This is a genomic window from Streptomyces sp. NPDC097617 (assembly GCF_044761485.1).
Lineage (GTDB): Bacteria > Actinomycetota > Actinomycetes > Streptomycetales > Streptomycetaceae > Streptomyces.
On the sequence record NZ_JBIWCL010000017.1, the window covers coordinates 116,889 to 141,902 of the forward strand.

The following is a 25,014-nucleotide window of genomic DNA, read 5'->3' on the forward strand; positions in this document are numbered from 1 at the left end:
GCGAGCGCGTTTTTTCGACCTCCTGCCGCTCGGCTGCCGGGCTGCTCGGCTGTCGGCTTCGGCTACCGGGTCTCCGTCGAGACGGGCTTGAGGAAGAAGAGGCACGCGGTCGCGTTGGACTCGCCCACCTCTACGTGATCTCGTCGGCCATGCGCCGCCGCGCCCCCTTGGATGAACTGTTCACACCAACTGCCCCGCGAGCACAGGGGACTGCGCGGGAACGCAACCGCCCGGTCGTCAGCCGAGCAGGGCGTACACCGTGGAGGCGGTGGCCGCCGGGTCCTGGGAACCCTCGGGGGTCAAGGTGATGTCCGCGAAGGCCATCCGCTTGCCGAGCTTGGTCACCCGTACGCGGATCAGCACGTCGGCACCGACCACCGGCCGCTGGAAGCTGGTGGACTGCTGGACGGTGGTCATCGGCCCGTAGGCCCCGCGGGCGGCGGAGATCGCGATGACGGTGGCCGTGTCGGCGGCCGCCATCATGGCCTGGCCCGAGAGGCCGCCGCCGTCACGGGCCAGCTCCTCGGACCAGGGCAGCCGCAGTACGGCGTGCCGCTCCCCGGTCTCCTCGACGGTCAGTCCGAGGGCGAGCACCCAGGGGGCGAAGTTGTTGATAAGGATCTTGTCTGCGTCTGCGGGTGAGATCGTCACCGGGCGATTGTGGCGGTCCCGGCGGACCGCCACAATCCCCTTTCGGTCAGAGACCCGCGGCCAGTTCCGTGCCCTGCCGGATGGCCCGCTTGGCGTCGAGCTCGGCCGCCACGTCGGCGCCGCCGATCAGGTGGGCGTCGACGCCCGCCGCGCGCAGCGCCTCGTACAGGTCGCGGCGCGGCTCCTGGCCCGTGCACAGGACCACCGTGTCGGCGGGCACGAGGTGCTGTTCGCCGCCGACGGTGATGTGCAGGCCGCGGTCGTCGATGCAGTCGTACGTGGCCCCCGCGACGGAGACGACCCCGCGGTGCTTGAGCTCCGCGCGGTGGATCCAGCCGGTGGTGGTGCCGAGGCCCTTGCCGACCTTGGTGGCCTTGCGCTGGAGGAGGTGGACCTGGCGCGGCGGCGCGGGGCGCTCGGGGGCGGTGAGCCCGCCGGGGCCGGTGTACGCGGTGTCCACGCCCCAGTGCCGGAAGTAGACGTCGGGGTCCTGGGAGGCGCCCTCACCGCTGTCGGTGAGGAACTCGGCCACGTCGAAGCCGATGCCGCCCGCGCCGACGACGGCGACGCGCTCGCCGACGGGCGCTCCGTCACGGAGCACGTCGAGGTAGTTGACGACGTTGGCGCGGTCGACGCCCTCGATGTCGGGGGTGCGGGGCGTGACACCGGTGGCGATGACCACCTCGTCGAAGCCCTGGAGGGTCTCCACGTCGGCGCGGGTGTTCAGGCGCACCTCCACGCCGGACTCCACGAGCTGGGTGCCGAAGTAACGGATGGTCTCCTCGAACTCCTCCTTGCCGGGGATGCGGCGGGCTACGTCGAGCTGGCCGCCGATGTGGCCGGAGGCCTCGAAGAGGGTGACGGCGTGGCCACGGCCGGCGGCGGAGACGGAGCAGGCGAGGCCGGCCGGACCGGCGCCGACGACGGCGACGCGCTTCTTCGTGCGCGTCGGGGACAGGACGAGCTCGGTCTCGTGGCAGGCGCGCGGGTTGACCAGGCAGCTGGTGATCTTGCCGCTGAAGGTGTGGTCGAGGCAGGCCTGGTTGCAGCCGATGCAGGTGTTGATGGTCTCGGAGCGGCCGGCCGCGGCCTTGGCGACGAAGTCGGCGTCGGCCAGGAAGGGGCGGGCCAGGGAGATCAGGTCGGCGCGGCCGTCGGCGAGCAGCTCCTCGGCGATCTCCGGGGTGTTGATGCGGTTGCTGGTGACGAGGGGGACGCTCACCGCGCCCATCAGCCGCTTGGTGACCCAGGTGTACGCACCGCGCGGGACGGAGGTGGCGATGGTGGGGATGCGGGCCTCGTGCCAGCCGATGCCGGTGTTGATGATCGTGGCGCCGGACGCCTCGATCTCCTTGGCGAGGTGGACCACCTCGTCGAGGGTGGAGCCGCCGGGGATCAGGTCGAGCATGGAGAGGCGGTAGATCAGGATGAAGTCGTCGCCGACGGCCGCGCGGGTGCGCCGGACGATCTCCAGCGGGAAGCGGACGCGGTTCTCGTACGCGCCGCCCCAGCGGTCGGTGCGCTTGTTCGTCGCGGCGGCGATGAACTCGTTGATGAGGTAGCCCTCGGAGCCCATGATCTCGACGCCGTCGTAGCCCGCGAGCTTGGCGAGGCGGGCGGCGCGGACGAAGTCCTCGATGGTGCGCTCGACCTCGATGTCGGTGAGCTCGTTCGGGACGAAGGGGCTGATGGGGGCCTGGAGGGCGCTGGGGGCGACCAGGTCCTTGTGGTAGGCGTAGCGGCCGAAGTGGAGGATCTGCATCGCGATCTTCCCGCCCTCGGCGTGCACGGCCTCGGTGATCACCCGGTGCTCGGCGGCCTCGTCCTCGGTGGTGAGGCGGGAGCCTCCCTCGAAGGGGCGGCCGGCGTCGTTCGGGGAGATGCCGCCGGTGACGATCAGGCCGACGCCGCCGCGGGCGCGCTCGGCGTAGAAGGCGGCGAGTCGCTCGAAGCCGCCCTGGTGCTCTTCGAGGCCGGTGTGCATCGAGCCCATGATCACGCGGTTCGGCAGGGTGGTGAAGCCGAGGTCCAGGGGGCTCAGCAGGTGCGGGTACCGGCTCTGGGAACTCTGCGTGCTCATCGGGTGTGCCTCCTCGCGCGGGGGTGATGAACCTGTTCTAGCGAGCGCGGGGCGGTTTTGCAACTAAGTGCAAAACCAGGTGGGAGCCCGCCGCCCCGGGATTCCGCGGCTTCGGCGGCCCGGCCCGGCGAGGGCTGTGGCGGAGTTCACGCCGGCGCCCGCACCGCCGGGAGCCTGCCCGCGGAATGCGGCGCGTCCCGCTCAGGGCGGGTCCCCCTCAGGGCGCGTCCCGCTCAGGGAGGGTCTTCGTAACGGGCGGCAAGGGCTGCGGCGCGCTCCCGCAGCGCGGTGCGCAGCGACGGCGGGGCCAGGGCCTCCGCGTCCGCGCCGAGCTGCCACAGCGCCCATTCGGCGTGCCGTGCGTCCTGGTAGGTCAGCTCCAGCCGCAGCCGGCCGTCCGCGTCGGGTTCTTCGGCGCGGACGGCCACCGCCGTGTCCAGGAGGTCCTCCCGCCGCGCCGGGTTCACCCGTACCAGCACGGTGAGGTGGTCGCTGCCGAGGAACCGCGCGGAGCGTTCCCGCCAGATCCGGTCCAGGTCGACCCAATTCGGCCGCTGCGCCGCTTCGGGGAGTTCCTCGGCGGCCAGCACCCGCGACAGCCGGTAGGTGCGGTCCGCGCCGGATCGCGTGGCGAGCAGATAGCCCCGGTCGCGTACGGTCACCAGGCCGATCGGGTCCACCGTGCGCCACTCGGGCGCCCCGCCCGTGGCCTCGTAGTGGATGCGCAGCCTGTGTCCGGCCAGCACCGCGCGCCGCACCTCGACCATGACGGCCCCGGGCACCACGTCGACGACCGGCCGGCGTGAGAGCAGGTCGGTCTCGGGCTCGACGAGGAATCGCCGGGCCGCGTCGCTCGCCGTGGCCAGGTGGCCCTCGGGCAGAGCGTCGACCACCTTGCGCAGGGCCGAAGCGAGCGCCGGGCCGAGGCCGAACACCTGCTCGCCGCGCCTCGATCCGGCGGCCAGCACGGCGAGGGCCTCGTCGTGGTTCAGCCCGGTGAGCTCGGTCCGGAAGCCGGGCAGCAGGGCGAAACCGCCGTTCCGGCCGCGTTCGGCGTAGACCGGGACGCCGGCCACGGAAAGGGCCTCGATATCGCGCAGCACCGTGCGGGTGGAGACCCCCAGCTCGCGGGCCGGCGTGTCCGCGGTCAGCCGACCGCGTCGGCGCAGCAGGAGCACCAGTGAGACCAGCCGGTCGGCGCGCATACGGGAACGCTAGTGGAATACATGACGGAGGGTGTCGTGATTCGTTGCGAGGCTCGTGGGCGTACGTACTTCCCGCGCAACGAATGGAGCTGATGTGTCGATGGAGCGAACGGCGGTCAACCCGGTGACCTGGTCCGTCGAGATGGGGTTCAACCAGGGGGAGCTCGTCTCCGGACACACCCGGACCCTGTACGTATCGGGGCAGACCGCGATGAGCGGCGACGGCAAGCCCCTCCACGAGGGGGACATGGCGGCGCAGTTGGCGCTGAGCACCGACAACCTGGAGGCCGTGCTCGCCGAGGCCGGCATGACCCTCGCGAACCTCGTGCGGCTCAACGTCTACACGACCGATGCCGATCTGCTGTTCCCGCACTACGGCGGGCTGGCGGCGCGGTTGGGCGCCGCCGGGGTGGCGCCGACCACCACGATGCTCGGGGTGACGCGACTGGCGATCCCCGGACAGCTGGTCGAGCTCGAGGGCACCGCCGTCGCGTAATGCGACAGCGCCGGCCCTGCCTCCCCTGCCGTTCGTTCCGGTCGGACCGGCACGAACGGCGGCAGGGGAGGGCGGCAAACGGCAGGGCGGCGCACCGCGGGCCCGGGCCGCTCCCCCCAGCGCCCTCAGGCCCGGCGCAGGCGGACCGTGACGATCTGGAAGGGGCGCAGGGTGAGCGGTACGGCGCCCTCCGGGGTGGGGATCCCCACCGCCGTTCCCGTCAGGGGTCGTTCGAGGAGGTCGCTCTCCACCGCCGCCGCCAGGGGGAAGTCCGCGGTGAGGGTGGCGCGGGCGCGGCCGCCGCGGGACTCGTAGAGGCGGACGATCACGTCGCCGCCGGCGTCCTCGGCCAGTTTGACCGCCTCGACCACCACCGCGTCCTCGTCGACGGCCACCAGCGGGGCGACCGGGCCCGCGCCGGGGACCGCCCGCTCGGGCAGGTTCAGCGCGTGGCCCTCGCGCACCGCGTCGCCGATCGCGGCGCCCGGCGCGAGCGAGAACCGCAGGGTGTGCGAGCCCTGGTCGGTCTCCGGGTCGGGGTAGCGCGGGGCGCGCAGGAGGGACAGCCGGACCGTGGTGGTCTGGCCGCCGTCGGCCCGTACGTCACGGGTCACGTCGTGCCCGTACGTGGAGTCGTTGAGCAGCGCCACGCCCCAGCCGGGCTCCTCCGCGTGGATCCACCGGTGGGCGCAGATCTCGAACTTGGCCGCCTCCCACGAGGTGTTGGTGTGGGTGGCCCGGTGGACGTGCCCGAACTGGGTCTCGGACGCCGTCCGTTCGGCCTTCACGTCCAGCGGGAAGGCCGCCTTGAGAAACTTCTCCGTCTCGTGCCAGTCCACGTCCGTGACGATGTCGACCGTCTTGGCCCCGGCCCGCAGGGTGATCTGCTGGACCGCCTTGGACCGTCCGAAGGAGCGCGTCACGCGTACGGTCGCCTCCCGCGGGCCGCTCCCGGTGACCTCCAGCCGGTCCAGCTCCACGAGGTCGGTGACCCGGTGGCGGTAGAACTCGTCGATGTCCCAGGCGTCCCACATGTTCGGGAAGTCGGGATGGATCTGGAGCAGGTTGGCCGCGGCGCCGGGGGCGACCGACTCCCGCCGCGCCTCCAGGTCGTAGACCGAGACGATCAGACCGCGGGCGTCGATCTCCACCAGCAGCCGGCCGTTGGCCAGGATGTGCCCGCCGCCGTGCCGCTCCTCGACGGTGACCGGCTCCCGGGCCTCGACCGGGCGGCCCGCTCCGCCTGCCGGGATGCCTCGGCGCGTGTGCGGGGCGCAGTTGAAGACGAGTTCCTCGCCGCCCTCGCCCGCAAGCGCCTGCTGCGCGGCGAGGGTGATCGCCCGGAGCTCCTCGCGTACCGACGTGTACGTCCGGCGCGCCTCGCGGTGCACCCAGGCGATGGAGGAGCCCGGCAGGATGTCGTGGAACTGGTGGAGCAGCACCGTCTTCCAGATCCGCTCCAGGTCCTCGTACGGGTACGGGTACCCGGCGACCCGTACGGCGGCCGTCGCCGCCCACAGCTCGGCCTCGCGCAGCAGGGATTCGCTGCGCCGGTTGCCCTGCTTGGTCCTGGCCTGGGAGGTGTAGGTGCCGCGGTGCAGCTCCAGGTAGAGCTCACCGGCCCAGACGGGCGCGTCCTCGTACTCGGCTCGGGCCTTCTCGAAGAAGGCGTCCGGGCGCTCGATCCGGACCTTCGGGGAACCCTCGAGGTCCCGCTGGCGGCGGGCCCGGGCGAGGTGTTCGCGGGTGGGGCCGCCGCCGCCGTCGCCCCAGCCGAAGGGGACGAGCGAGCGCGATCCGTGGCCCTTCTCCCGGTAGTTGCGGGCGGCGTGGGCCAGTTGGGCGCCGCCGAGGTCGCTGTTGTACGTGTCGACGGGCGGGAAGTGGGTGAAGACGCGCGTGCCGTCGATGCCCTCCCACCAGAAGGTGTGGTGCGGGAACCTGTTGACCTGGGACCAGGAGATCTTCTGGGTCAGGAACCACTTGGAGCCGGAGAGCTTGACGATCTGCGGCATCGCGGCGGTGTAACCGAAGGAGTCGGGGAGCCAGACGTTGTGCGTCTCGATGCCGAACTCGTCGAGGAAGAACTTCTTGCCGTAGAGGAACTGGCGGGCCATGGCCTCGCCGCCGACCATGTTGGTGTCGGACTCCACCCACATGCCGCCGACCGGCACGAACTGCCCGTCCGCGATCTTCTTCTTGATCCGCTCGAAGAGCTCGGGCCGGTACGTCTTGATCCATTCGAGCTGCTGGGCCTGCGACATCGCGAAGACGAACTCGGGGTGCGCGTCCATCAGGTTGACCATGTTGGAGGCGGTGCGCGAGACCTTGCGCACCGTCTCGCGCAGCGGCCACAGCCATGCGGAGTCGATATGGGCGTGGCCGACCGCGCTGACGCGGTGCGCGGAGGCGTTGGCCGGGGCGGCGAGCACCCCGGCGAGGCAGGCGCGGGCGGCGGCCGCCGTGCCGGCCACGTCGTCGAGGTCGAGCCCGTCCAGGGCCGCGCCGATGGCCCGCAGGATCTCGTGCCGGCGGGCGTCCGCCGTGTCGAGCTGGATCATCAGGTCGTAGAGCACCTCCAGGTCCTGGACCAGTTCCCAGACCTCCGTCTCGAAGACGGTGAGTTCCATCCGGGCGAGCCGGTACAGGGGCTGGTCGCCGCTGGTCTGCAGGTCCCCCTCGTACGTGACCGCGTGGTCGACCAGGACCGGGTTGGAGGCGGCCTCGACGTACCACTCGACCTGCTCGCCGCCCTCGGCGCGGTCGGCCACGCGCACCCAGTCGTTGTACGGGTTGAGCGCCTTGATCTCACCGCCGTCGGCCCGGTGGACCAGGCCCTCGCACTGGAATCCGGGCATCATCCGGTCGAAGCCGAGGTCGAGGACGGCTTCCACGGTACGGCCGGCCCACTCCGCGGGGACCGTGCCGGTGACCCTGAACCAGGTGGTCCCCCAGGCCGGGCCCCACGGGTCGCCGACGGCGCAGGGCCCGTAGCGCGCGGCGAGGCCCTCGGCGACGGGGACGGGCTCGCCGGGGGCCTCCCAGCGCTCGACGGTCAGCGGGAGCGTGCGGGAGTGGACGGCGGGCTTGACGCGCTCCTTGAGGACCCGGCGGAGGCGGTGTTCGGTGATGCTGCGGTCGTCGTGCATGACGGCTGCTCCAGGGGAGGGTGGTCGGTTCGGACGGGCAGTGGACTCGGGTGGACCGGGTGGGAACGGCGTGGAACGGCGCGGACCCGGGCGGAACGGCGCGGACTCAGATCTTGACGGCTCCCTCGCCCACGCCCTTGAAGAAGAAACGCTGGAGGGCGAAGAAGAGCAGCATCATCGGGAGGAGCGCGGCCATCGCGCCCGCTGCGACGAGGCGCTGGTCGTTGACGGTGGTGGCGCCGGCCAGGGTCTTCAGGCCCAGCTGCAGGGTGTAGTGGTCGCTGTCGGTGAGGACCAGCAGGGGCCAGAGGAAGTCGTCCCACGCCCCCATGAAACTGGTGATGCAGACGACGGCGAGGGCGCCCTTCGCGGCGGGGAGGAAGACCCGGGTGAAGCGGGTCCATTCGCCGGCCCCGTCCAGGACCGCGGCCTCCTCGACCTCCCTGGGCACCGCGAGGAAGGCCGCCCGCATGACCATGATGTTGAGCACGGAGACCGCGCCGGGGAGCCAGACGCCGACGAGGGTGTCGACCAGGCCCATCTCGCGGACCGTGAGGAACATCGAGATCATCACGGACTCGAAGGGGAACATCAGCGTCGCCACGAGCACGGTGAAGACGACCTGGCGGCCCTTCCAGGCGGCCCGGGAGAGGGCGTAGCCCCCCATCGCCGCGAAGAGCATGTTCGAGGTGACGGCGAGGGCGGCGACGGTGAGGGTGTTGCCGACGTACTGCAGCAGCGGGAAGGACTCGGCGACCCGGACGTAGTTGTCGAGGGTGGGCCGCGAGGGCAGCACGCCGTCGTACACGTTCTCGGTGCGGCCGCGGATCGAGGTCAGGAACTGCCAGACGATCGGGCCGAGCATGACCACGAGCATCAGCACGAGCGTGGCGTACCGCCCGGCCAGGCCGATACGGCGGCGCCTGCGGTCGGCGGCGGGGCGGGGACGCCGGGCGGGGCGGCGGGGACGCCGGGCGGGGCGGCGGGGCGGCCGGGCCGGGCGGCGGGGCCGCTTCCCGTTCCCCGCTGCGGAGCGCGTGCTCACCTCTCGTCTCCCTTCGACAGACGGCGGCCCAGCAGGCTGAAGACCAGGGTCAGGAGGAACAGCAGGATGGAGACGGCGGAGGCGTAGCCGGTCTCGCCGGAGAAGCCGAGGCCGACCTGGCGGATCAGGAAGGGCAGGGTGCGGGCGCCGCCGCCGGGGCCGCCGCTCTCGCCGCCGAGGATGTAGATCTCGGTGAAGACGCGCAGCGCCGAGATGGCGGAGAGGGTGGCGACCAGCAGCATCATCGGCTTCACCTGGGGGACGGTGACGTGGAAGAAGCGGCGGACGGGGCCGGCCCCGTCGATGGCGGCCGCTTCGTAGAGGGCGGCGGGGACGTTCCCGAGGGCCGCCAGGTAGAAGACCATGTAGTAGCCGAGGCCCTTCCACACGGTCACGATCATCGCGGAGACCAGCAGCATCGCGGAGTCCGTGAGGAACGGGATCGGCTCGGAGACCAGGTGCAGCCGCTGGAAGACCGTATTGACCAGACCGTCGCTGCGCAGCACCCACTGCCAGATCAGCCCGACGACCACGGCGGAGGCGATCACCGGGGTGTAGAAGGCGGAGCGGAAGAAGCCGATGCCGGGGATCTTCGTCCGCACCAGGACCGCGAGGGCCAGCGGCAGGAGGACCAGGCAGGGGACGACGACCACGAGGTACAGCACGCTGTTGCCGGTCGCGACCCAGAAGTCGGGGTCGGCGAAGGCGCGCCGGTAGTTGTCGAGGCCCACGAAGCTGCCGCCGCGCAGGATCTGCGCGTCGGTGAAGGAGAGGACGACGGTGTTGACGAACGGCCAGAGGCTGAACAGCGCCACCATCGCGAGGCCCGGGGCGAGGAACAGGTAGGGGGTCCACCACGTGCGGTGGAGCAGCCCGGTCTCGGTCTCCATGGCCCGCAGGGCGCGTCTGCGGCGTGCTGCTCCGCGGCGTCGCTCGTGCGCGGTGGCGCCGTCCCGCGGCTCGCCTGCGGCGAGGCCGGTCACTTCGCGGCCGCGGCAGCCGCGAGGAGCTTGTTCGCCGCCTCCTGGGCCTTCCGCACGGCGGTCCGGGGGTCCTGCTCCCCGTTGATGGCCTTCTGCATCTCGCGCACGACGGCGTCGCCGACCTGGTTGGTCCACTGGACGGGGGTGTTGGCGTCGAGCGCCGCGGTCTTCAGCTGGTCTGCGCCGACCGCACGCGCGAGGGTCTCGGCGTCCTTGCCGTCCCCCTTGTCGGAGAAGAACGGGTCGGCGAGGCCCTGGGCGTTGGAGGGATAGATGGTGGCCTTCCTGGAGAATTCCACCTGGTTGGGGCCGTTGGTGACCCATTTTGCGAACTCGGCCGCCGCGTCGAGGTGTGCGGTGTCCTTCTTGATTCCCAGCGACTGGGCGTAGATGCCGATGTGGCCGAGCCTGCCGGTGACGGCTCCGGCGACCTGGGTCTTGGCGTAGATCTGCGGGGCGTTCTGCTTGATGTCCTTGACGAAGCCCGGAGAACCCGGACCGAATACGATCTTGCCGCTGCCGTAGAGCTGGTTGATGTCGTCCGACGTGAGGAGGGATTCCTTGGGCATGGCGCCCTTGGCGTACAGGTCCTTCATCCGCTCCACCCATTCCACGGCCTTGTCCGTGTCGAAGGTGAACCGGTCCCGCCTCTCGCTGAGGATCGGGATGCCCATCTTCTGCCAGTCCCCGGGCAGTCGGCCCTTGGGGTCGGCCATGAAGGCGGAGTACTGGCCGCCGGAGGTGGCGGCGATCCGCTCGGCGTAGTCGAAGAACTGCTCCACGCCGGTGGGCGGCCGGTCCGGATCCAGGCCGGCCCTCTCGAAGAGCTCTCTGTTGTACGTGAGGATCTCCGGGGTGACGTACCAGGGGTAGGCGTACACGCTGTCGCCCCGGCCGGGCAACTTGAACTGCTCCCAGGCGCCCGGTACATACTCCTTGGCCATCGGCCCGTCGAGGGCGGCCACGTCGGCGAGCATGCCCCGCTCGCCGAGGAGTTGGAAGGAGTCGGTGGAGAGGTTGACCACGTCGGGGAGGGCTCCGGCCTGGGCGTCCGCGACGAGTTTCTCGTTGTAGCCGTCGCCGGGGACGTCCTCCCAGGTGACCTTGGCCTCCGGGTACCGCTGCTCGAAGGCGTCGATGACCGCCTGTACGTAGGCGGTGAAGGTGGGCTTCAACTGGAGGGTCCGGAAGGTGATCTCACCGGCGACCCTGCCCGTCCGCTCGGCCTGCTTCGCGTCACCGGCGCCGCCGCTCAGGCCGCACGCGGCGGTGGACAGGAGCGCGCCCGCCGCCAGCAGGGCCACCGCCATACGGGTCGGGTTCGAACGGGTCATCGTCGCCGCCTTCGCAGAAGTCCGGCCTCATTGCCGGAGGCGGTGCCCACGGTCGTCCGAAAGCAACACCTCGTCAATGAGGCGGGTGGAGGGCTGGCCGGTGGCGCGTCGGTGCCGAATGGCACAACCAGGCCGGACCCGCCATCGAGGCCTTGATCAATTCCGCGTCGACCTGGACTAATGCGCTTTAGTTCAAAGGCAGTACGAGAGGGTATCGATTCGATAACGCAGCGACTGGGCTGCCGAACTTTGACTTCTTATCGACGGTTCATGCGAGTTTTCACTAATGCGCTTTAGTCGGAACCGGGTTGTGCGGCCGAGGTGCACACGTCTAGATTTCTCCTCGAACGGCGTGCAGCTCAGCAGCCAGAGCACCGACCTGCACAGTCGGAGGGCGCAGGGGCAGGACCTGCCACGCCGGCCATGGACAGGAACGCCGGACAGCAGCAGCCGCCCACGACCGCGGAGCTCTTCGACCACTGCCTCACCGACGAGGGCCTCGCCCGGCTGTGGTCACTGCTCGACAGCGGGTGCTACGAGCTGCGCGCGCCGGAGGAGGCGGCGCTGCTCTGCGTCGCGTGGCTGGTGCGCGCCGGGAAGAGCCGGGCCGCGGCCGAACTCGTCGCGGAGCTCAGGCCCTTGGCGGCGGAAGGCGTGCGGTTCGCGCCGTATTCCACGGACCGGCCCGTTCCCGACGCTGACGCCGTGCACGTACGTACCGTCGGTGAGGTCTCCCAGGCGCTCGCGCGCCGCGCGCCGCGCCCCCGCGTCGAGACCCAGCACGAGGCACTCACCGTATGGCGGCCGTTCGAGGACGAGTTACTCGACCACTGGCTGCGCGCCGGGGCGGACCCCGGCTCCGCCGACCCCGCGCGGGGCGCCGCCCTGCTCGCGCGCTACCGTCACCTCGCGGCCACGCACACCCGCTGCACCGGGCACCTCGACCCCAAGTCCAACCCGGCCGTCCTGCTCCGCGCCCTGACGGAGACGGTCGCCGGCGGCGGATCCTCGCCCCGCCTCGCCGGGCAACTGCGCCACGCCGTCACCTCGATGGTCGCCGGACCCGGCCGGCCCGGCTCCGCCGAACACACCCGGCTGCTCCGGTACCTGGCCCGGCAGGCAGACCGGCCCGCGCACCATGACCTGGCCGACCTGGTACGGCTCCGGCTGGCTCCGTACGACGTGAGCCGCGGGCTGACCGACGTCGAAGCGCTGCTCGTCCCGGTGACCGACGAGGAGGCCGCGGAGTCCGGACTGCCCGCCGGGACCGCCGTACCGGCCTCGGTCCGGGCAGCGGTCACCGAGGCGCGCAGCGCGCCCCTGGCCACGCTGCTGGAGCAGGGGGCGATCCCCTCCGCGGAGGTACTGGGCGAGGTGGCGGCCCGACTCGTCGACACACATGCCGCCCGGGGGCACACGGACGAGGCGCTGCGCAGGCTGATCGCGGCGACCTGCCGGACCCGGCGGCACCACCGGCGGGAGGTCGCCGAGCTGCCCTGGGTGCGCGCGCTCGCCCCCTGGGCCTCTGATCCGGCGGAGGAGGTACGGTCCACCCTGCGGATGCTCGGCGAGGCCTGTGTCCGTACCTTCCCGGGCACCGGGCTGCCCAACCGGCTCGCACTGGAGATGTCCTGGCTCGCCCGGTCGGCCGGGTCGGCCGTGCGGTTCGCCCTTGAGCCGTCCGCCGACACCTACAGCGGCATGGTCTTCCCGGAGGTCCTCGTGGCCGCGCGGAGCGCCGCCGAACTGCTCCGCGGCACCGTGTACGAGCACTACTACGGCATCGACTTCGCGGCGGTACGGGACCTGGCGGACGCCGGCAACCGGTACGGCTTCGCGCGGCTGTGCGCCGAGCGTGCCGGGCGCCCCGGCGCTTCCCCGGCCACCGATCCTTCGGTCATCGAACAGGTCCGGACCCTCACCACGTCCAACCTCGCCACCCTGGTCACACAGGTGGGCGTCGACCCGCAGGGCGGCTGGGGCGGCCCGGCCCGGGGCGCGTTCGCCGCGGCGACCGGCCGGGGGGCCACCCCGAGGACCACCGCGGGGGCCTGGCGTCAGCTGCTGTTCCACCTCGCGCTGTGCGACGCCGACGAGCAGGGCTCGGTACTCGCCTGGATCGACGCACGGGCCGCGCGGCTCCCGGTGCGCACCGCCGCGCGGATCGCCCTGCTGCTCGCCGATCTCCGCCTGGCGGCTGCGGCCGTGCCTGCGGCCTCGTAGCTACTTGGGCTTGTTCCGGTAGATGCGGCGGCCGGCCAGGTGCGCGGTGACGGTGTCGCCCCGCCACAGTTTCCGGTCGCCGTCCCTCTCGTCGGGGGCCGGCCACCGGCCGCGGCTGATGTCGGACCGGATGCTGTCGGGCTGGAGTCCGGACGCCTCGGCGATCTCCACGACGGTGTAGCGGCGGGACGGGTCGAGCGGGGTGGCCTCGCGGGTGTGGTGCTCGCCGAAGAAGCGGGCGATGGCCTGCGCGTCGAACTCCATGGTCCTGCCGCGCTTGCCGATGGGCGGCGGCCACCCGGGGTGCCGGCCCCACCGGGGGTTCTCCGACAGGTAGCGGGCGCTCATGCCGTAGTGCTCGGCTATCTCGGTGTACGTGACGCCCGTGCGGCCCTCGGGTGGTACGGGGCCCCGGGCAGCGGGGGCGGCCGACGGGGTCCGGCCCGAGGGGGTGTCCGCGACGGTGAGGACGACGGTGCGGCCGTCGGGGTCGGTCAGCGTGTGCCGGCCCGACGGCAGGAACCCCGCGCCGTTCGGCCGGGCCGTGAGGCCGAGGCGCAGGTACCCGGTCTCCGGGCGGCCCGCGGCCGGGCAGAGCTCCAGGACGCCACCGTCGTCGAGCGTCGCCGCGTAGTGCTCCGGGCTGTTGCCGTGCCGCTCGGTGACGAGGTCGAGGCCGATGCCGCGGTAGAAGTCGCGGCAGGCGTCGAGCCGGGTCGTGTAGATCACGGCGAGTTCGAGGATCATGCGGGAGCTCCCGGTGTGTGCCGGCTGCGGCCGGACGGCCGGTGGCCGACCCGCCCTACGTACAACGACGTCACGGATGACTGGACTTGGACCACGACACACTGCACTGGACACCGAACTCCGCGTTGTGGAAGCCCACTTCACCCTCCTCCCCCATGGCGTGACACGCATTGACAGGAAAGGTCATCTTAAATTCCTACCACGACTGCGTACGCTGACCCCATGACCGACACCAGCCCTCGCGAACCCCAGGCACCCGATGACCTGCGCACCTTGACCGCCGCGTACATGAGCGCCGTGCGTGCGCGCCTCGCCGACGTCGAGGACGCGGTCGCCCGGGAACGGGCCGCGCGGCTGTTCACCGACCAGCTGCTGCCCGAGGTGGCCAAGGCGGTCAAGGACGTACGGACAGCCGCGGTGGGCGAGTTGCGGCAGGGCCGCACCCTCAAGGAGGTGTCGGGCCTGATCGGCCTGTCCGTCCCCCGCGTCGACCAACTCCTCAAGGGAAAGTAGGAGTTACCGGACCCGGCCGCCGAACAGCCGCCGGGGACGACGTGGTGGTGGGAGCAGTTGATCCTGGCGGGGCCGGGGACGGCCATCGGTGCACTTCTTCGCGCGCGGCCTGTTCCTGAACCGGGCCCGGGCCGCCTGCTGGTGCGGCACGCGGAGCTGCTGCCCGCCTCCGCCGGGCCGGCGCCGACGAACACCCCATTACTTCATGGGGTACTGGACCTTCTCCGCGAGCCTGCCGTCCTTGAAGCAGAAGCGGAGCACGGTCTCGTCGCCGTTCTTCGTCGCGCCGCTGGACAGGTACCAGGCGCAGGTGCTGCCCTCGGGCTCGGCCGGCCCGCCGTCCTTGAGGGCGCTCTTGACGAAGCTCTCCCCCGAGGGGAGTCTGCCGCGGACCTCGCTCTCGGCGTCACCGGTCTTCACGGCCTCGTAGACCGCGGGATCGACCAGGGTGTTGTCGGCCATGTCGAGGAACTTGCCCACGCCGAAGACCAAGGCCACGAGGAGGCCCACGCCCAGCACCAGCGCCACCCCGCACCCGATCAGACAACCCTTGCGCTGAGCCACACCCGTTCCTCCAAGTCGTTCGCGTCCGGCGTCGGTCGCCCGGACACTCACACCCTGGCAAGGGACGGGGGCCGCGGGCTGTCCTCGAAAGTCGTCGGCCGTCGCAACGATCGTCGTTCGAGGTCGGACCCCCTGCCCCGTGTATACAAGGAGGAGATCGACTATTGGGGCGAAGCGAGAGGAAGCATCGTGAGTGAGCGCACCATCGAGCCGCTGATCGTCGTCGGCGTGGACGGGTCCAACCATTCCAAGGAGGCTCTGCGCTGGGCGGTCGCGCAGGCCGCGCTGACGGGCGGCCGGGTGCACGCCGTCATGGCCTGGGAGTGGAACCGCAATCCGTTCGCGATCGGCCCGACGGCCGCCGAGACCTCCGACGCCGAGGCGGTGACGGCCGAGGAGGCCGCCCGGCGGAAGCTCGCGGACACGGTCGCCGCGGCCGTCGGCACCTCGCCGGGCGTGCCGGTGTTCCGGCGCGTCGAACAGGGGTCCCCCGCGCAGGTCCTGGTCGACGCCTCCAAGGAGGCGGACCTGACGGTGGTCGGCACCCGTGGCTACGGGGGTTTCAAGGGCGCGCTGCTGGGCTCGGTGAGCCAGCAGGTGGTGCAGTACTCCGCCGGCACGGTCGTCGTCGTCCGCGAGGGCCAGGACGACGACTGACGGTCGGACAGCAGGACAGGCAGCGGGGACGGACGGGACGGGCGGGTTCAGGACCCGGGGGCCACCAGGTCCCGGGGGTCCGTGTTGGCCCCGCAGAGGATGACGGCGACCCGGCCGCCCAACGGCTCCGGCGCACCGCGCAGCGCCGCCAGGGCGGTGGCCGCGCCCGCCTCGACCACGATCCGGTGGTCCTCCCAGAGCGCGTGCCGTGCGGCCGTGATCTCCGCGTCGGACACGAGGACCGAGGTCACGTTCTTCTCCTGCGCGGCGGCCAGGGCGTCCACCGAGACCCGGGTGGCCCCGAGGGAGTCGGCGGCGACCGAGTCCACCGGTACGTCCACCACCCGGCCGGCCGTCAGAGCCGCGTTCAGGGCCCGGCTGTTCTCTGGCTCGACCGCGACCACCCGTACGCCGTGCTCGCGCGCCGCGGTGGCGACCCCGGCGAACAGTCCGCCGCCGCCGACCGCGACGATGACCGTGTCCAGTCCCGGCAGGGCGGCCCGGATCTCGTCGAGCAGGGTCCCGGCCCCCGCCGCGATGAGCGGGTGGTCGTAGGCATGGCTGCTCAGGGCCCCGCTGCCGGCGGCGAACTCCTCGCAGGCGGCGAGCGCCTCGGCGTACCGGTCGCCGACGAGCCGCACCTCGGCCCCGTACCCGCGCAGCCGCTCCACCTTCACGCGCGGGGCGTTGGCGGGTACGAAGACGGTCGCGGGGACCGACAGCGCGCGGGCTGCCCAGGCGCAGGCCAGCCCGGCGTTGCCGCCGGAGGCGATGGTGACACCGGCGGCCGGGAGCGCGCCGGCCTCGTGGTGGGCGGCGAGGAAGTTGCGGGCGCCGCGCGCCTTGAAGGTGCCGGTGTACTGGAGGTGTTCCAGCGCGTACCAGACGCCTTCGGCCGCGGGCGCCACCGTGACGGGCCGCACCCCGCCCGCGATCCGGGCGGCCGCGGCGCGGACGGCGGCGTAGTCGAGCTGCTGGGCCGGTGCTGCGTGCATGGGCTGTCTCCCCATCAGGTGGTGGGCCGGGCGGGCGGGTCGGTACGCACGGGGTGTTCGGGCCGGTCGGGCCGGTCGGGCCGGTCGGGCCGTTCGCGCAGGTCGGACAGCGCGGCCTCGATCAGCTGGCGCAGGGCGCCGTAGTACACCTCGCGGTCGGTCAGGGCGGGCAGCACGTCGGGCAGGCCGCCGGAGAGTACGGGGAACTCCTCGGGATCCAGCGCGGCCAGGGCCGCCCGCGAGGCGGCGGTGGCCCCGGCCGGATCCCGGTGGTCCACGAAGGCCGCGCTGCCCAGGGTGAGCAGGTACATCCGGCGGTAGACGGTCATCGCCTCGCCGGCGGTCATCCCCGCGGCCACGCTGTCGGCGAGGGCGGGCTCGACGAGCCGGGCGAGCAACTGCCGTCCGAGCCAGGGCCGGCCGCCGCGCAGCACCAGCAGTCCGGGGTGGGCGGTGAGCAGCTGGTACAGGGCGCGGAACCGCTCTTCGGTGGCCCGCGCCCAGTCGGTACCGGCGGGGATCTCGGGAAGCTGCGCGGCGAGGTGCTCGGTGCACAGGTCGAGCAGCCCCGCGAGGTCGGTGCAGCGGCGCTGGACGGTCGCGTGCGAGACGTCGAGCCGCTCGGCGAGGCTGCGGAAGCTCAGCTGTCCGGGACCCTGTTCGTCGAGGATGCGCAGGGCGGCGACGGCGATGGCCTCGGGGGTCGCACGGTCCAGGGCAGCTGATCTTCGCGGCATGAGATACACCGTAACATACGCTGTATCTACACTTTCGTGTGACATCGATTGCAGCCATATTGCTGGTCATCAGCCGATAACCAGCGACTTGTGTTGACACTCGGTAATCACATCGCTGCACTTGGCGCACGACTGCCCCCACGTCAAGGAGACTCCGTGCCGCCTCGCCTGCGTGCGACGCTCCCCTGCCTGACCGCGGCCGCCCTGTTCGCCCTCGCGCTCTCCCCCGCCCCGGTGGCGGCCGAGCCCCGGGCGACCTCGGACACCCCGCTCGCGCTCACCCCTCCCATGGGCTGGAACAACTGGGCGCACTACATGTGCGACATCGACGAGGCCAAGGTGGTCGCCAACGCCGACGCGCTCGTGTCCACCGGGCTCGCCTCCAAGGGCTACGACACGGTGACCGTCGACGACTGCTGGATGACCAAGAACCGCGACGCGCAGGGCGCTCTGGTCGTCGACGCGGAGAAGTTCCCGCACGGCATGGCCTGGCTCGGCGAGTATCTGCACGCCAAGGGGCTGAAGTTCGGCATCTACCAGGACGCGGGCTACCTCACCTGCGAGAAGTACCCGGGAAGCGGCGCCCCCCAGGGCGGCGGCGAGGACCACTACGCCCAGGACGCACGGCAGTTCGCCTCCTGGAAGGTGGACTACGTCAAGATGGACGGCTGCAATCTGTGGGTCCCGCAGGGTGCGACGAAGGAGCAGGCCTACCGCGACGCCTACAACGGCGTCGCGAAGGCCCTGCGGGAGAGCGGCCGGGACATGGTCCTGTCGGCCTCCGCGCCCGCCTACTTCCAGCAGGGTGAGTGGGGCGGCTCCGACTGGCACAAGGTCCTCGGCTGGGTCGGCGAGACCGGCCAACTGTGGCGCGAGGGCAAGGACATCAAGGTCTACAACCCGGCCGCACCCGCCACCTCGCGGTGGAGCGCGGTCATGGGCAACTACGGCTACAACCGCTGGCTCGGCCGCTACGCGGGCCCCGGCAACTGGAACGACCCCGACTTCCTGATCGCGGGCGCCCCCGGGCTCACCGCCGCCGAGAGCCGCAGCCAGGTCGCCCTGTGGGCGATGATGGCCTCCCCGTTCATCCTGTCCTCCGACGTGTCGAAGCTGACCCCCGCGGGCCTCTCCGCGCTCGGCAACACCCGGATGATCCAGCTGGACCAGGACCCGATGGGCCGTCAGGGCGCCGTGGTCTCCTCCAACGCCACCTTCGAGATCCTGGTGCGGCCGCTCGCGAACGGCGACCGCGCGGTGGCCGTACTCAACCGCTCCGCCGCCACCCGGGACATCAATGTGCCGCTCGACGAGATCGGCCTGACCGACTGCACCGTCGGCGCCGACGCTCGGGACCTGTGGAGCGGAAACCGCCGCGAAATCTCCGGAACGCTGACCGGGAAGGTGGCCGGGCACGACACCGGCGTCTGGCGGCTCACCCCGCGCGGCTGCGCCGAGGCCACGGCGACCGGGCAGATCGTCGGTGAGGGCGCCCGCTGCGCCGACGGCGCCAGCACCACCGGCGTCGGCGCCGTGGTGATGGCCGCCTGCACCGGAGCCCCTGACCAGCGCTGGACCGTGGGCAAGGACGCGCGGCTGCGGCTGGCCGGCGAGTGCCTGTCGGTCGGCGAGGACCGCGTCGTGGAGCTGGCCGACTGCGCGATGCGCCCGGAGGACCAGCCCGGCCAGAGCTGGTCGCACCGCCGTGACGGGGCCCTCGTGGAGGAGGTCGGTGGAATGTGCCTGACAGCCCCCGCGGCCGGCGCCCCGGCCGAGCGGCTGCGCCTGACCGACTGCGGCGACCACCGGGTCGACCAGGCCTGGGCCCTGCCGGTCTGACGCCCGGGCCGACGCATGAGGAACCCGATGCCACGCGGCGGGCGCAGGCCGATCACGCCGCGCCCGCTCGCCCTCGCCGCCCTTCCCGCGGCGCTGCTGGCGCTGATCTGCGCGGGGCCCGCGCCCGGGGCCACTGCCCCGGGCCCGGGGTCGCCCGCACGTGCCGACGTAACTACGGACGCGCGCCCCGCCGTACGGGCCCTCGCGCCCGCCGGTGCGCCCCGGGGCCCGAGCCGGGCGCGCACCTTCGACCCCGCGCCCGCGCGCGCGGCCCTGGAGCGCCTCCTCCCTCACCACTGGGGGCAGTTCACCCTGGTGCCCGATACCACCGCCGCCGCCGACACCTTCACGGTCTCCGGGACCGCCGGCGCGATCACGGTGCGCGGCAGCACCGGAGCCACCCTGCTCACCGGGGCCGGCTGGTACCTCCAGCACGTCGCCGGGGTCGACATCGGCTGGCCCGGTGAGAGCCTCGGCATGCTGCCCGCCCGGCTGCCGGCGGTCCCCGCCCCGGTCACACGCGGCGCGCAGGTGCCGCACCGGTACGCGCTGAACGACACCGACGACGGTTACTCCGGCCCGTACCGCTCCTTCGAGGAGCACCGGCGGCAGATCGACCTGATGGCCCTGCACGGCATCAACGAGGTGTTCGTGCAGGTGGGCGCCGAGTACCCGTACTACCGCGCGCTCCAGGGGTTCGGCTACTCCGCCGAGGAGATGCGGCAGTGGATCCCCGGCCCCGGCCACCAGAGCTGGTGGCTGCTGCAGAACCTCAGCGGTTTCGGCGGCCCGGTGTCCGAACGGCTGATGCGCGAGCGCGCCGAGCTGGGCGGGCGGATCGCCGAGCAGCTGCGCGGGCTCGGGATGACCCCGGTGCTGCCCGGCTACTTCGGCACGGTGCCGCCCGGGTTCGCCGCGCGCAACCCCGGGGCGGCCACGGTGGCGCAGGGCGACTGGGCGGGCTTCGACCGCCCGGACTGGCTCGACCCCACCTCGCCCGTGTTCGGGAAGCTGGCCGCCGCCTACTACGCCGAGCAGCGCGAGGTGTTCGGGGACAGCACGATGTACCGGATGAGCCCGCTGCACGAGGGCGGACAGACCGGCTCCGTCGATGTCGGCGCCGCAGCGGGCGCCATCCAGGGCGCGCTGCACGCGGCGCACCCCGGAGCGCTGTGGGCGGTGCTCGGCTGGCAGGACGACCCGACCGCCGAGCTGCTGGCCGGGGTGGACACCTCGAAGCTGCTGATCCTGGACGGGCTCTCCGACCGGTACAACCGGCTTGATCGCGAGGCCCGCTGGGGCGGGGCCCCGTATGCGATGGGCACCATCTACAACTTCGGCGGGCACACCACGGTCGGCGCGAACAGCTCCGTGTGGATCGAGCGCTTCGGCCCCTGGCGGGACAAGGCGAACAGCGCGCTCGCCGGGATCGCCTACCTGCCGGAGGCCACCGGGACCAACCCGGCCGCCTTCGACCTCTTCACCGATCTGGCCTGGGAGCCCGGTCCGATCGACCAGCGCGCGTGGTTCGCCGACTTCGCGGCCCGCCGCTACGGCCGGCCCGACGCCGAAGCGGCCGCGGCCTGGGAGGAGCTCCGCAAGGGGCCGTACAGCACCTCCTCGGGCCTGTGGTCGGAGTCGCAGGACAGCCTGTTCACCGCCCGGCCGAGCCTGACCGCGGCCGGGGCGGCGTACTGGAGCCCCAAGTCCATGCGCTACCCGTCCGGTTCGGTGCGCAGGGCCCTGGACCACCTGCTGAAGGTGGATCCGGCGCTGCGCGGCTCCAGTGCCTACCGCTTCGACCTGGTGGACACCGCCCGGCAGGCCCTCGCCAACCACTCGCGGGTGCTGCTGCCGAAGATCAAGGCGGCCTACGAGGCCAAGGACCTGACCCGCTTCCGCGCCCTGGCGGCCGAATGGCAGGACGGCGAGAAGAAGTTGGACGCGGTGACCGGTTCCGACCCGGCCTTCCTCCTCGGCGGCTGGCTCTCCGGGGCCCGCTCCTGGGGCGCCGACCGGGCCGAGCAGGACCGGTACGAGTACGACGCCCGCTCGCTCCTGAGCGTGTGGGGCCGCCGCAGCACCAGTGAGGGCGGTTTCCTGCACGACTACGCGAATCGCGAATGGAGCGGCCTGATCTCGGAGTTGTACGCCCCGCGGTGGAAGCGCTACTTCGCTTCGCTGGACGAGGCGCTGGTCCGCGGGACGGCGCCGCGGGAGATCGACTGGCACGCCTTCGAGGCGGAGTGGGCGGGGCGCACCACCCGGCATCCGAACCGGCCGAGCGGTGACCCGTACCGGCTGGCCGCCGCGATCGCGGCGGCTCTGCCTGCGGCCGCCGCCCGCTGACGCGCACCACGGGCCGGCCCGACCTCAGGGCCGGCCCGTGGGACGGGTCATCGCCTTCGCTTGCGCCCCGCCCGTGCGACCCCGGCGGCCGCCGGACCGAGGACGGCAACCCCGGCGGCCGAGACCAGCAGGGGCTCCCGAGCTCCGAGCCCGGCCACCAGCGGCCCGCCCAGCGCGGTACCGAGCGGTACCGCGAGCACACGGACCGCGGAGCTCGCGGCCAGCGTTCCGGTCAGCAGGGAGTGGACGCCGGTCCGGCCCCAGGCGTGGAGGACCGACGACACGGCGAGCAGGGCGACGTACAGCTCGATGCTCAGCGTGCCGGGCAGGTGACACCCGGGGATCGCGCCCAGCGCGGTGGCAGGCAGCAGTGCGTCGGCGGCGACCGGTCGGGCCGGGGCGCGGGACCGCAGGAACCGTCCGAGGAGGAGGGCCCCCGCGGCAACACGGCGGCACGGCGGCGACACGGACCCGCCCGAGCGCGGCACACTGGCCGTGTGGAGGCAGACCCCAGCCGTTCCGTGCGGCCGCGGCGCACGATGGGCGCCGTCAGCGGGATCGTCGCGGCCGTGGCCGGTCTGGCGACCGCGCAGCTCGCCGCGGCGGCCGACCGGCCCGAGGCCGCACCGGTCACGGCCGTCGGCGGGGCCGTCGTCGACCTGACGCCGGTCGCCGTCCGGGAATGGGCCATCCGGCTGTTCGGCACCTCCGACAAGCTGGTGCTGGGCCTCGGCATCCTCGTCGTCCTGGCCGTGGTGGCCGTCGGCACCGGGCTGCTCGCCGTACGCCACCTCTCCGCCGCCATCGCCGTCACGGGCGCTTTCGGGCTGGTGGGGGCACTGGCCGCGCTCAGCCGGCCGGAGGCTTCCTGGCGGGATGCGCTGCCCTCGCTGGTGGGCGCGCTGGTCTCGGCCGGGGTCCTGTACCTGCTGGTCACGGCCGGGAAGCGGACCCGTCCGGCCGGCGGCGCATCGGGCGGGGCGCCGAGCGGGTCCGGTTCGATGGACCGGCGCGGTTTCGGCCGGCTGGTGGTCGCCGTCCTGGCGGCGTCGGCCGGGGTCGGGCTCGGGGCGCGGCGCCTGGGCGCGCACGGTTCGGCCGATGCCACCGCCTCCCGCGCCCGCTTCCTCCTCCCCCGGCCCACGGTGCCCGCGCCGCCGGAGCCCGCCGGGGCGGACCTGCGGGTACCCGGACTCGGCCCCTTCCTCACCCCGAACCAGGACTTCTACCGGGTGGACACCGCGCTGGTCGTCCCGCGCGTGGACGCGGACACCTGGCAGCTGCGCATCCACGGGGAGGGAGTGGCCCGGCCCCTGACCCTCGACCTGCGGGAGCTCCTCGCCCGCCCGGTGGTCGAGCACGACATCACCCTCACCTGCGTGTCCAACGAGGTCGGCGGCCCGTACGCGGGCAATGCCCGCTGGCTCGGCGTGCGCCTCGGGGACCTGCTCCGCGAGGCCGGGGTGCGGCCGCCCTCCCAGGGCGGTCCGGCCGACCAGCTGGTGGCGCGTTCGGTCGACGGCATGACCATCGGGACACCGGTGGAGGCCGTCATGGACGGCCGGGCGGCGCTGCTGGCCGTCGGCATGAACGGCCGGCCGCTGCCGTTCGCCCACGGCTTCCCCGTACGGATGGTCGTTCCCGGCCTCTACGGGTACGTCTCCGCCTGCAAGTGGCTCACCGAGCTGCGGCTGACCACCTTCGCCGCCTACGACGCCTACTGGGTGCGCCGGTCCTGGGCCCAGCAGGCGCAGATCAAGACGCAGGCGCGCATCGACACCCCGCGCCCGTACGCCGACCTGTCACCCGGCCCGGTGGCGGTCGCCGGGGTGGCGTGGGCCCAGCACCGCGGGATCGAGCGGGTCGAGGTACGGGTGGACGGCGCCGCCTGGCAGGAGGCCCGGCTCGGGGCCTCCGACGGCGTCGACACCTGGCGCCAGTGGGTGTGGCCGTGGGAGGCCACTGCCGGGCCGCACACCCTGGAGGTCCGCGCGACGGACGGCACGGGCGCCGTGCAGACGGGTGCCCGCACCGGGACCGTGCCGGACGGGGCGACGGGCTGGCACGCGGTGGACGTGCGCGTCCGGGCGCTAGGCGGTGGCCTGCCGGCCGGGGCGGACCGGCAGTGACCGGACGTTGTTGCTGAGGAAGCTGCGCTGGTGGGCGAGTTCGGCCTCCGGGACCGCGAGGTCGAGGTCGGGGAAGCGGGCGAAGAGCCGCTCCAGGGCGATCGTGGCCTCCAGTCGGGCGAGCGGGGCCCCGGTGCAGTAGTGGGCGCCGTGGCCGAAGGCCAGGCTGCGGGCGGCGGTGGCCCGCGTGATGTCGAAGCGGTCGGCGTCCGGGCCGTGGAAGGCCTCGTCGCGGCCCGCCGCGCTGTAGCCGGCGAGCACCGGGGTGCCCTGCCGGATCACGGTGCCGCCGACGGTCAGGTCGCGGGTGGGATAGCGGAAGGGGAACCAGCTGACCGGGGTGTCCCAGCGCAGCGTCTCGTCCACCACGTCCGACCAGGTGGCCTTGGCGTCCAGGACCAGGGCGAGCTGGTCGCGGTGGGCGCACAGGGCGCGGACGGCGTTGACGACGAGGTTCAGGGTCGTCTCGTGGCCCGCGACGAGCATCAACCGCATGGTGCCGATGAGTTCGGCCTGGGTGAGCCGGTCCCCGTCGTCCTGGCGGGCCGCGATCAGGGCGCTGGTGAGGTCCTCGCCGGGGTTCTCGGCGCGGGCGGCCGCGATGGTGGCGGTCAGGGCCATGAGCTCCTGGAGCGCGGCCGTCTTCTCGGCCGGGGTGATGTCGGTGGCGACGACCACCGTATTGGTCAGGTGGTGCAGCCGCCCCCGGTACTCGGGGTCCACGCCGAGCAGCTCGCAGATGACGTTCATCGGGAGCGGGAGGGCGACGTGCGTGTAGAGGTCGGCGATCCCGTCGGGGGATCCGGCCGCGGCCCGCCCGAGGTCGTCGAGGAGTTCGGCGGTGAGCCGCTCGATGCGCGGGCGCAGCCGCTCCACCTGGCGGACCGTGAAGGCCTTGCCGACCAGCGCGCGCAGCCGGCGGTGGTCGGCGCCGTCCGCGGTGTGCATGCCCAGGGCGTTGGCGAAGACGCGCAGCGGCCAGTCGGCCGGGATGGTCCCGTCGTGCAGGGCCGGGAAGTGCCGCGCACCCTTGGCCACGTCGGGGTGGGCGAGGAACTCCCGCAGCGCGTCGTGCCCCAGGACGACCGCGCCGGGCACCCCGCCGGGGAGCACGACCTCCGCCACCGCGCCCTGCTCGGCGCGCAGCCTCGCGTTGAGGGCGTGCGGGCAGCCACCTGCGGGGTCGATCACGTACGGGGTGCCCGAGCCCTGCGGGACGGGTGAGGTGGGGGACGACAAGCCGGCTCTCCTGACCTGATGGTGACGCATCTCGGTCAACAGTGCGGCCTCGGGGACTGGTTGGACAAGCCCCTCCCGG

At 72.9% G+C, this 25,014-nt stretch carries 20 protein-coding genes and 1 tRNA gene; 8 read left to right on the forward strand and 13 right to left on the reverse strand.

Annotated elements, in window-relative coordinates:
• Nucleotides 1-237: 237 nt before the first annotated feature.
• The 3 genes from ACIQZO_RS25365 to ACIQZO_RS25375 form a co-directional block, all read right to left on the reverse strand.
• Nucleotides 238-651 carry a PaaI family thioesterase gene (locus tag ACIQZO_RS25365; protein ID WP_403630043.1) on the reverse strand — a complete coding sequence of 138 codons (414 nt, stop codon included), beginning with the start codon at nucleotides 649-651 and terminating at the stop codon, nucleotides 238-240.
• 46 nt (nucleotides 652-697) lie between these two features.
• Complete coding sequence (locus tag ACIQZO_RS25370) at nucleotides 698-2,731, reverse strand: FAD-dependent oxidoreductase (RefSeq protein WP_403630046.1); 2,034 nt, start codon at nucleotides 2,729-2,731, stop codon at nucleotides 698-700.
• A gap of 233 nt (nucleotides 2,732-2,964) precedes the next feature.
• A complete protein-coding gene (locus tag ACIQZO_RS25375) occupies nucleotides 2,965-3,936 on the reverse strand; it encodes a helix-turn-helix transcriptional regulator (RefSeq protein WP_403630048.1) in 972 nt (323 codons plus the stop codon).
• A 100-nt stretch (nucleotides 3,937-4,036) separates the two neighbouring features.
• Here ACIQZO_RS25375 and ACIQZO_RS25380 point away from each other — a divergent pair, with 100 nt between their 5' ends.
• Nucleotides 4,037-4,432 carry a RidA family protein gene (locus ACIQZO_RS25380; protein WP_403630166.1) on the forward strand — a complete coding sequence of 132 codons (396 nt, stop codon included), beginning with the start codon at nucleotides 4,037-4,039 and terminating at the stop codon, nucleotides 4,430-4,432.
• A 125-nt stretch (nucleotides 4,433-4,557) separates the two neighbouring features.
• Here ACIQZO_RS25380 and ACIQZO_RS25385 read toward each other — a convergent pair whose 3' ends face one another.
• The 4 genes from ACIQZO_RS25385 to ACIQZO_RS25400 form a co-directional block, all read right to left on the reverse strand.
• Nucleotides 4,558-7,581 carry an alpha-mannosidase gene (locus ACIQZO_RS25385; RefSeq protein ID WP_403630051.1) on the reverse strand — a complete coding sequence of 1,008 codons (3,024 nt, stop codon included), beginning with the start codon at nucleotides 7,579-7,581 and terminating at the stop codon, nucleotides 4,558-4,560.
• Nucleotides 7,582-7,687: 106 nt separating this feature from the next.
• Nucleotides 7,688-8,626: a carbohydrate ABC transporter permease gene (locus tag ACIQZO_RS25390; protein WP_403630053.1), complete on the reverse strand. Its 939-nt coding sequence runs from the start codon at nucleotides 8,624-8,626 to the stop codon at nucleotides 7,688-7,690.
• The gene (locus tag ACIQZO_RS25395) at nucleotides 8,623-9,516 is read right to left on the reverse strand and encodes a carbohydrate ABC transporter permease (protein WP_403630056.1); all 894 of its coding nucleotides are present in this window, start codon (nucleotides 9,514-9,516) and stop codon (nucleotides 8,623-8,625) included. Before ACIQZO_RS25395 ends, ACIQZO_RS25390 begins: the two co-directional genes overlap by 4 nt.
• Nucleotides 9,517-9,605: 89 nt before the next feature.
• Nucleotides 9,606-10,943, reverse strand: coding sequence for an ABC transporter substrate-binding protein (locus tag ACIQZO_RS25400; protein ID WP_403630059.1), 1,338 nt, complete (start codon nucleotides 10,941-10,943; stop codon nucleotides 9,606-9,608).
• A 348-nt stretch (nucleotides 10,944-11,291) separates the two neighbouring features.
• On the opposite strand from ACIQZO_RS25400, the gene ACIQZO_RS25405 reads away from it, so the two are divergent.
• Both ACIQZO_RS25405 and ACIQZO_RS25410 read left to right on the forward strand, forming a co-directional pair.
• Nucleotides 11,292-11,367, forward strand: a tRNA-Cys gene (locus tag ACIQZO_RS25405).
• Entirely contained in the window at nucleotides 11,367-13,166 is a 1,800-nt protein-coding gene (locus ACIQZO_RS25410; protein WP_403630062.1) for a hypothetical protein, read from the forward strand. Before ACIQZO_RS25405 ends, ACIQZO_RS25410 begins: the two co-directional genes overlap by 1 nt.
• On the opposite strand, the gene ACIQZO_RS25415 is transcribed toward ACIQZO_RS25410, so the two are convergent.
• On the reverse strand, nucleotides 13,167-13,913 hold the full coding sequence (locus ACIQZO_RS25415) for a hypothetical protein (RefSeq protein WP_403630065.1): 747 nt from the start codon (nucleotides 13,911-13,913) through the stop codon (nucleotides 13,167-13,169).
• Nucleotides 13,914-14,135: 222 nt separating this feature from the next.
• On the opposite strand from ACIQZO_RS25415, the gene ACIQZO_RS25420 reads away from it, so the two are divergent.
• Complete coding sequence (locus tag ACIQZO_RS25420; protein WP_403630068.1) at nucleotides 14,136-14,426, forward strand: hypothetical protein; 291 nt, start codon at nucleotides 14,136-14,138, stop codon at nucleotides 14,424-14,426.
• 198 nt (nucleotides 14,427-14,624) lie between these two features.
• Here ACIQZO_RS25420 and ACIQZO_RS25425 read toward each other — a convergent pair whose 3' ends face one another.
• Nucleotides 14,625-14,990, reverse strand: coding sequence for a hypothetical protein (locus ACIQZO_RS25425; protein WP_403630071.1), 366 nt, complete (start codon nucleotides 14,988-14,990; stop codon nucleotides 14,625-14,627).
• 189 nt (nucleotides 14,991-15,179) lie between these two features.
• Between ACIQZO_RS25425 and ACIQZO_RS25430 the strand changes: the two genes are divergently transcribed.
• Nucleotides 15,180-15,647 carry a universal stress protein gene (locus ACIQZO_RS25430; RefSeq protein ID WP_403630073.1) on the forward strand — a complete coding sequence of 156 codons (468 nt, stop codon included), beginning with the start codon at nucleotides 15,180-15,182 and terminating at the stop codon, nucleotides 15,645-15,647.
• A 47-nt stretch (nucleotides 15,648-15,694) separates the two neighbouring features.
• On the opposite strand, the gene ACIQZO_RS25435 is transcribed toward ACIQZO_RS25430, so the two are convergent.
• On the reverse strand, nucleotides 15,695-16,642 hold the full coding sequence (locus ACIQZO_RS25435; protein ID WP_403630076.1) for a serine/threonine dehydratase: 948 nt from the start codon (nucleotides 16,640-16,642) through the stop codon (nucleotides 15,695-15,697).
• Between the two features lie 14 nt (nucleotides 16,643-16,656).
• A complete protein-coding gene (locus ACIQZO_RS25440) occupies nucleotides 16,657-17,379 on the reverse strand; it encodes a TetR/AcrR family transcriptional regulator (RefSeq protein WP_403630079.1) in 723 nt (240 codons plus the stop codon).
• 156 nt (nucleotides 17,380-17,535) lie between these two features.
• On the opposite strand from ACIQZO_RS25440, the gene ACIQZO_RS25445 reads away from it, so the two are divergent.
• Both ACIQZO_RS25445 and ACIQZO_RS25450 read left to right on the forward strand, forming a co-directional pair.
• Nucleotides 17,536-19,218, forward strand: coding sequence for a ricin-type beta-trefoil lectin domain protein (locus tag ACIQZO_RS25445; RefSeq protein WP_403630081.1), 1,683 nt, complete (start codon nucleotides 17,536-17,538; stop codon nucleotides 19,216-19,218).
• Between the two features lie 315 nt (nucleotides 19,219-19,533).
• Nucleotides 19,534-21,567 carry an alpha-N-acetylglucosaminidase gene (locus tag ACIQZO_RS25450; protein WP_403630083.1) on the forward strand — a complete coding sequence of 678 codons (2,034 nt, stop codon included), beginning with the start codon at nucleotides 19,534-19,536 and terminating at the stop codon, nucleotides 21,565-21,567.
• 47 nt (nucleotides 21,568-21,614) lie between these two features.
• On the opposite strand, the gene ACIQZO_RS25455 is transcribed toward ACIQZO_RS25450, so the two are convergent.
• Nucleotides 21,615-22,034 (reverse strand): hypothetical protein, encoded by a 420-nt coding sequence (locus tag ACIQZO_RS25455; RefSeq protein WP_403630086.1) that lies wholly within the window; start codon nucleotides 22,032-22,034, stop codon nucleotides 21,615-21,617.
• A 72-nt stretch (nucleotides 22,035-22,106) separates the two neighbouring features.
• Between ACIQZO_RS25455 and ACIQZO_RS25460 the strand changes: the two genes are divergently transcribed.
• Nucleotides 22,107-23,696 carry a molybdopterin-dependent oxidoreductase gene (locus ACIQZO_RS25460; protein WP_403630169.1) on the forward strand — a complete coding sequence of 530 codons (1,590 nt, stop codon included), beginning with the start codon at nucleotides 22,107-22,109 and terminating at the stop codon, nucleotides 23,694-23,696.
• Here ACIQZO_RS25460 and ACIQZO_RS25465 read toward each other — a convergent pair.
• A complete protein-coding gene (locus ACIQZO_RS25465) occupies nucleotides 23,658-24,935 on the reverse strand; it encodes a cytochrome P450 (RefSeq protein WP_403630088.1) in 1,278 nt (425 codons plus the stop codon). The two genes, ACIQZO_RS25460 and ACIQZO_RS25465, sit on opposite strands and share 39 nt — an antisense overlap.
• Nucleotides 24,936-25,014 lie beyond the last annotated feature (79 nt).